The 1326-nt window shown below is 37.9% G+C and carries 1 protein-coding gene; it reads left to right on the forward strand.

The genetic code is table 11. The features are described from left to right. Positions 1-93: 93 nt before the first annotated feature. A complete protein-coding gene (locus D4A39_RS18930) occupies positions 94-1071 on the forward strand; it encodes an IS982 family transposase (protein ID WP_118201933.1) in 978 nt (325 codons plus the stop codon). Positions 1072-1326 lie beyond the last annotated feature (255 nt).

Here is a 1326-nt window from a genome sequence, read left to right on the forward strand (position 1 = left end):
AAAGACGAGTATTTGTACATAATAAAAGTTAAAATATAGCTATACTATAACTCATTGGCGGAATTAAAATTCGCCTAAAAATTAGTATCTTTTATGGAGAAAAAGTTGTGCATCTCGCTGATTTTTAGTAACTTTGTGGTGTCAAAACATAAAGTTATAATCTTTCACGCTATGCACAACTTGTATGCAAATTTCGTAAAAATTCTTGAGATATGCAAGAATTTCTCCATAAATTTAGTTAATGAGCTAGGAAATATTCCTCGCCCAGGAGTCGTCCCACGTTTTTCAGACCTCGAAGTTGTTGCTTTGAGCTTAACTGCTGAGCATCTAAGTATCGACAGTGAAAACAACTTGTTCGACAGACTGAAGGAGTATAAGACTGAAATGCCAAACCTGATTTCTCGACGTCAATTTAATGACCGCCGAAAATTCACAGCGGAATTATGCGAGACGATTCGTAAGCGCATTGCATCAAAGATGGATGGCGCAGAAGAATATTTCTGCATTGATTCCAAACCGATAGAGGTATGCCGTTTGTCCAGAGGATTGCGTTGCAAGATGAAAGGAACAGACGTGACAAACTCTCCAGCATTTGGCTATTGTGCCACTCAGAAGATATACTATTATGGATTTAAACTCCACGCAGTCTGTGGGTTAAGTGGAGTTATCCACTCGTATGATTTGAGTCCAGCTAATGTTCATGACATTCATTTTCTTAAAGATGTTAAGTTTCAATTTCATGACTGTTGCATCCTAGGTGATCGTGCTTACCTCAGTGCAGAACTACAGCAAGACCTGTTTTCTTCTGTAGGCATTAAGTTGGAAGTTCCATATCGTCTGAATATGAAGAATTGGAGACCAACATTCAAGCCTTATGCAAAGGCGAGAAAGAGAATCGAGACCAATTTCTCTCAACTTTGTGATCACTTCATGCTCTTCAGAAATTACGCAAAGCAAACACCAGGACTGTTTACCCGAATCATCGGGAAAATTAGCGCATTCACTGTCTTGCAATATATAAATTATGTAAACAATAGACCGATTGGCAGGGTTAAATATGCGCTAAACTAATTCCGCCAACAGGTTTCAAGTATAATTATTATGGCAAAGAATGAAAATAAAATCTTAGAGGAGTTAAGACGAAGAGGCAAGATTTATGAAGATCCTGCTCCTGAAGTCGGAGGCTTTACTGGCTGGTTAATAAGCTTGTTTACCAAGAAAAAGTAAGCCGCATATACTTTTTTCTTGATGTTCTGTCACCATTTGACACACCTGTATAGTTACTTCGCAGCCGAAATCAAATGTATAACTATATAAGGTAATGTA

Origin of the sequence: Alcanivorax profundi, assembly GCF_003597125.1 — a bacterium.
GTDB classification, from domain to species: Bacteria; Pseudomonadota; Gammaproteobacteria; order Pseudomonadales; family Alcanivoracaceae; genus Alcanivorax; species Alcanivorax profundi.